Raw genomic sequence first — 244 nt, 5'->3', positions numbered from 1 at the left:
TAAATTAACCCGAATCCTGCTTAAGCTAATGATTCCATAACTTGAATTGTTGGCTTATTCCGATGAGTTAATTGATATGCACATAACGATGCATAAATTCCGCTAAGAAATCCATGAATACTACGTGCTTTACTCGTCACTAAATTGTATTGTCCTTTCAATAAGCTGAATAACGTTTCTATCTTATTGCGTTGTTTTAAATGATATTTATCTGATGAACAGAGTTGAATAGCCTGCATGTTCT

At 33.2% G+C, this 244-nt stretch carries 1 pseudogene; it reads right to left on the bottom strand.

Annotated elements, in window-relative coordinates:
• Positions 1-20: 20 nt before the first annotated feature.
• Positions 21-244 (bottom strand): annotated as a pseudogene (locus tag JR005_RS14740) (IS982 family transposase); the annotation flags it as partial.

This window comes from Acinetobacter sp. Colony158, from assembly GCF_019264745.1.
GTDB classification, from domain to species: Bacteria; Pseudomonadota; Gammaproteobacteria; order Pseudomonadales; family Moraxellaceae; genus Acinetobacter; species Acinetobacter ursingii.
The sequence above is the reverse complement of the archived record's forward strand: the minus strand, read 5'-3'. Positions and strand labels throughout refer to the sequence as shown.